Annotated in this window: 8 protein-coding genes; all 8 read right to left on the bottom strand. The window is 41.5% G+C overall.

Going from position 1 to position 4987, the window contains the following annotated elements; genetic code table 11:
* Positions 1-599: 599 nt before the first annotated feature.
* The 8 genes from ACYTPF_RS19290 to ACYTPF_RS19255 all read right to left on the bottom strand — a co-directional run bounded on the left by ACYTPF_RS19290 (position 600) and on the right by ACYTPF_RS19255 (position 4916).
* The gene (locus ACYTPF_RS19290; protein ID WP_461853342.1) at positions 600-902 is read right to left on the bottom strand and encodes a hypothetical protein; all 303 of its coding nucleotides are present in this window, start codon (positions 900-902) and stop codon (positions 600-602) included.
* A 669-nt stretch (positions 903-1571) separates the two neighbouring features.
* Complete coding sequence (locus tag ACYTPF_RS19285) at positions 1572-1934, bottom strand: hypothetical protein (protein ID WP_461853341.1); 363 nt, start codon at positions 1932-1934, stop codon at positions 1572-1574.
* Positions 1935-2053: 119 nt separating this feature from the next.
* The gene (locus tag ACYTPF_RS19280; protein ID WP_141152202.1) at positions 2054-2344 is read right to left on the bottom strand and encodes a hypothetical protein; all 291 of its coding nucleotides are present in this window, start codon (positions 2342-2344) and stop codon (positions 2054-2056) included.
* Between the two features lie 124 nt (positions 2345-2468).
* On the bottom strand, positions 2469-2798 hold the full coding sequence (locus ACYTPF_RS19275; protein WP_461853340.1) for a hypothetical protein: 330 nt from the start codon (positions 2796-2798) through the stop codon (positions 2469-2471).
* A 152-nt stretch (positions 2799-2950) separates the two neighbouring features.
* Positions 2951-3235 (bottom strand): hypothetical protein, encoded by a 285-nt coding sequence (locus ACYTPF_RS19270; RefSeq protein WP_461853339.1) that lies wholly within the window; start codon positions 3233-3235, stop codon positions 2951-2953.
* Between the two features lie 131 nt (positions 3236-3366).
* Positions 3367-3825 (bottom strand): DUF4262 domain-containing protein, encoded by a 459-nt coding sequence (locus ACYTPF_RS19265; protein ID WP_461853338.1) that lies wholly within the window; start codon positions 3823-3825, stop codon positions 3367-3369.
* 124 nt (positions 3826-3949) lie between these two features.
* Positions 3950-4477, bottom strand: a complete 528-nt coding sequence (locus ACYTPF_RS19260) for a hypothetical protein (protein ID WP_461853337.1) — start codon at positions 4475-4477, stop codon at positions 3950-3952.
* Positions 4478-4604: 127 nt separating this feature from the next.
* Positions 4605-4916 carry a hypothetical protein gene (locus ACYTPF_RS19255; RefSeq protein WP_461853336.1) on the bottom strand — a complete coding sequence of 104 codons (312 nt, stop codon included), beginning with the start codon at positions 4914-4916 and terminating at the stop codon, positions 4605-4607.
* Between the last annotated feature and the right edge of the window lie 71 nt (positions 4917-4987).

Here is a 4987-nt window from a genome sequence, read left to right as displayed (position 1 = left end):
ACCCCACTAAGGGGCGATAATACATGGGCTAAAATTAGGAACGAAGTGACGCAGCCCATGTATTAGCGTCCCAGCGAGCACCGCGAGTGCCTTGAGTGGTTTGTTATACATACGGTTCTTCACTTTCGCTGCCAATGAGTAGGGTACTGACTTTTGAAAACAATATTGAAATAGTCTTCTGCATCAAGGCTCCCATTCTTGACCATGTGAAAAAAGTAAATTGCTGCGCAAAGTGAACAAAATAAATATATGCAGCAAAATACCATTAGTATTCCAAAACCAAAAACCGAATACACTATTTGATCGCTATATTCTTTTAGTGGGACCTCAAGATCTACACCGAACATTGGCACGATTTTCATAAACAATAAATAAGCTATGAGTCCTCCCACAATGCACCCGGTAGTACCAACCTTCGCGGACTTTTCGTAATAATACGGTTTAAGGTTTAACTGGCTCTTTATCGCTTTAATTAAAATAACCTATGCCTCGAGAATGTATAACTTTTCAATAACGGGCGCAGACATGTGGGGCATAATGGCGAAGCCGCCCCGCGTGTATGCGTCCCAGCGAACGGAGTGAGCGAGTTTATTGAGTTGTTATAAGCCAATTGTTTCGAAGTCAAAAGCTGTTGCCTCAAGTTGCAATGTGTCACCACTTTGTAATTCAATTTGAAAAAGGTTGTTTTGAACCCTTGCCATATTAATAGAGTTAGATTCACCCCAAGGTGTAGCCATTGGTACGTTAATTGAGGAAATGCCGGAAAACGTTAATGAACATGGCTGAGCACTTTGGTTTGGCATTAAGAAGCAATCTAAGAAAATCTCAGCGGTCTTACCAGACCAATTTATTGAAATGGTTTTTACTAATCCATCATGTAGTGGTAGGTCTTTAAATTCCATTAAAACCTCTTGGCTTATAACTTCCAAATATGGGGCGCAAACACGTGTGCAATAATGGCGAAGCCGCGCACGTGTTTGTGTCCCAGCGAGCGGCAGCGAGTGCCATAATTTGTTTGTTATACGTTTGACTGAACAAAAAACTGCCTCATGCCAGTGCTATAGAACACATAGTACGTCCAAACAGCTATTATTGCCCCACCGATTACAACCCCAGTTAAAGAATAAAAAGACATGAAGGCAATAATAGATGCCCAGTATAAAAAAGTACCAACGCGGCCAGTCCAGTGTTTATTCACAGAAGCGAAGCAAATTGCAATGATTAGTATGCTAAATAACAGAAAGCCGGGCGCCATGCCTGTTAACCAAAATTCTTGGTAAGTAAGGCTGCGTCCATTCAACGAATACTCTCCGTTTGGCCAAGGCCAAAAAGCAAATAACACCATTAGTGAATATGTAATTGAGTTGAGCATATGCTGAAACCGGAATAACTTTGGCATCCCTTTCGTTTCTTTGAATACTCTCATGAATTTATTAAAAATCATCCTTGATGCCTGTTCGACGTATAACTTTAAAATAAGGGGCGCAGATATGTGGGCTAAAATCCGAGCGGAGCGAGTCAGCCCACATATTTGCGTCCCAGGCCGCGAAGCGGGTGACTTAATTTTTTTGTTATGTTCGCCCTTTTACTTCCTTTGTTTTTTCTTCAAACACAAACGTTAATGCTTCTGAAATAACGCCTATAGACGTTAATGTTTTTAACGCTAAATCTTTGTCTAAAGAAAAATTTTGCTTAAGATTTTTACTAAAGAGTTTAATCTGCATATTAACGTTCCCTTTGTTAAATTCCTTAATAAATTCTCTGCAGGAAGAGGAAGAAGTGTCCTCTGATGTTTTGCATTCCCTAGCTATGCTTGCAAGCTTATCTGAGGTACTAGCTAATTTTTCCAATTCTGTGATATCTGGAGCAGCCTTAACTGGCGTGGAAGTAATTAATAATAGTAAAGGTAACAGCGATATAAAGAGCCTATTCATCAACTTATCCTTGTAGAACATAACTTTTAAATAAGGGGCGCAGGCGTGTGGGGCATAATGGCGAAGCCGCCCCGCATGTATGCGTCCCAACGAACGAAGTGAGTGACTTAATTTTTTTGTTATGTGCCATCGCTTGATACTTCCACGAAAAAACCACTAACTTTCTGACCTTTAATTTTTGCGCACCACCGTTTATAAAATGGATACGCTACTAAGGCCATCATAACGCCATTTACAACCGAAACTGCTGGTGTTGCTACTACTGAAATTAAATCGACTATGGTCGGTTCTCCGAAAAGCGCAATAATAAAAATGAGAACTCCAAATACTAATCCACCTATAAAATTGATGGTTGCAGATATTTTGATAAGTGACTTTAAGCTGAGTTGAGTATGAAAAATTCTAGTCATAGGTTTCTAGTTTTAAGTGGCACATAACACCCCAAGAAGGGGCAATAACATGTGGGCTATAATACGGAACGAAGTGACGGGAGCCCACGTGTTATTGTCCCGCTTACTTGGTTTGTTATGTGGTCTACTGCGTAACCATATAAGTTTCGGCAGATAAGAACCAGTCCTTTTTGTACATGCATTCTACGATAAACGCGTATTGGACATTTTGACTAGGTAATTGATTATCAACTAAATGATCTTTCATTTCACTTTTACAGAGTGCAAAGTCCTTTTTAGCTCCGACTATATTGTCATCGGCAGGGGGAATTTCAGTGTTTCTAACCCAATGAGTAACGTACCCAAAATAGTCGTAGTTATCCTGATACGAGAAGCTTAATTCTACTTCTTTAGGCTTGGTCGCCGTGCAACCGCACAAAACAACTGCAAGCAAAATGTTAATACATCGAGTCATTCTCAATTGCCACATAACTTTCCAATAACGGGCGCAGACATGTGGGGCATAATGGCGAAGCCGCCCCGCTTGTATGCGTCCCAGCGAACGTAGTGAGTGCGTTTATTGGCTTGTTATAAGCCATTGTTAATACATCCACACTCTAAAGGTAATTAATCTGAGTTCCCGCCACATCCAGAGCCTTCATTACCAGAATACAGATTACTACCACCAGTACTATCTTTAACAGGACTGCCTGCGTTACCAGCCGCATACGAGCTTTTTATGCACAAGTGAACAACTACTGGGCCTATTAGTGGAACTAGCCAATTTAAAAGCCCTAATAAGTACTTGGTATAACTTCTGATGAAAAAAGTGTCTTTGAAGGCGACCATGTTCAAAAATGCCCACACAATATGTATTCCAATCAGAACAGCAACTATGTACACGGGTGTCATGCTTTAACCTTTGGCTTATAACTCCCTGCTTAGGGGCGGAAACACATGGGCTAAAATTAGGAACGAAGTGACGCAGCCCATGTGTTTGCGTCCCAGCGAGCTTGCGAGCGACTACAGCAGATTGTTAGGGCTCACCATGCCGATATATCCTGAAAGCTTGGTTGCAGTACTTTAAAGCTATCTGAGGCGTTTGCTTCCCATGGCCATATGCCATCGACGGTAGGAAATATTAGCTGAAGTGCTGGGTAATCAGTACCCTTATACAACCAATTACACGAAAGCATAAATTCTTCTTTAAACCTCTTTGCTACAGGTTTAAAGCAAACTTCAAATCCATTGAGGAACCCGTCATAAAAGCCTTCTTCCGTAAAAATTTCTCCCTCTTGGACGCGGCGATTATATTCATTTGAAATCCAGGAGGACAATTCACTTCTTAGACCAAGGATAATGACTTCTGGACGATTTTCCTGTTTGTTGATGCCGACGGTATAAGTGAAATTAGGATCTTCTTCTTTGGGGTCAAATACAGAAGTAACATGGCATCCGTATTTTTCTATATTTTCCATAATCTTAATTTCTGCTTGGTTCATAAAACTTCCTTGTGAGCCCTAACACCCACATAAGGGGCAGTAACACATGGGCTAAAATCCGAGCGAAGCGACAGAGCCCATGTGTTACTGTCCCAGCGAGCCTGCGAGCGACTTAATGTGATTGTTAGCCATCAACCTGCTTGATGTTAACAATGCCAGCTCTACCTAAATCCAATCCGTTTGTCACAAGCCTTACTTCAAGACGTATATCCAGTGGCTTCTGGAATCGGGGCTTTTGGTCTAACCATGGGAATAGAAAATACATTTTGTTTTCTTTGATTGTTCCTGTGAGCGGAGTATTTGGGAAGATCATATCCGGCAAATCGCCGTCAATCACATGAAAATATACGCCAAACTCATCGAGTTCATATGTCGATGTGTCTGGTAATGAAACTGTTAAACTTAAAATGCCTGCATCCGAGCAAGAGTTGTTGTCTTGATAGGTTGCGCGTTCAACCATAATTTCGGATACAACAGGTACAGGGACTGATTCCCAATACTCTCCCTCTTCGTTGTGATTTTTTTGAGCTGGACCAGGATGTTGTTCCCAATACTCTAAATTAGGCTTAAAAAGTTGCGAGCCAAAAATTGAACACGCGTGGGCATTTAAGTGAGTCCCGAAAATTGATACCAACAATGTAAAGTACTTCATAGATCTATCCTTGATGGCTAACTTTTAAATAAGGGGCGCAAGCATGTGGGGCATAATGGCGAAGCCGCCCCGCATGTTTGCGTCCCAGCCCGCGCAGCGGGCGTGCTTAATTTTTTTGTTATGTTGCTTAGTCACAACCACCGCCTCCGCCAAAGTCATCTGGGGCTGACATTTTGGGATCTGCTGAACCTACGTCACTCTTTGATTTATCCGGATTCTTATGAGGCATATTTGCGATGGAACCTACAAAAATACCCAACAAAGCAAAGCCACCACACCATACAAAATATTCGATAATTGATGGACTATTTGTTTCAGCAATTGTCGCTGCCACTAAGGCACCAATTATAGCTCCCAAAAACAAACCAATGATTTTAGATAGAGAAAAGCCAATGAGTGCGAGATAAAGGGCAATTCCTGATTTACGAATCTTAGTCATTTGAATTCATATGCAACATAACTTTCCAATAACGGGCGCAGACATGTGGGGCATAATGGCGAAGCCGCCCC

The organism is Alteromonas sp. HB246098 (genome assembly GCF_054890645.1).
Note: the sequence above shows the minus strand (reverse complement) of the source record. Positions and strands in the feature narration are given on the sequence as shown.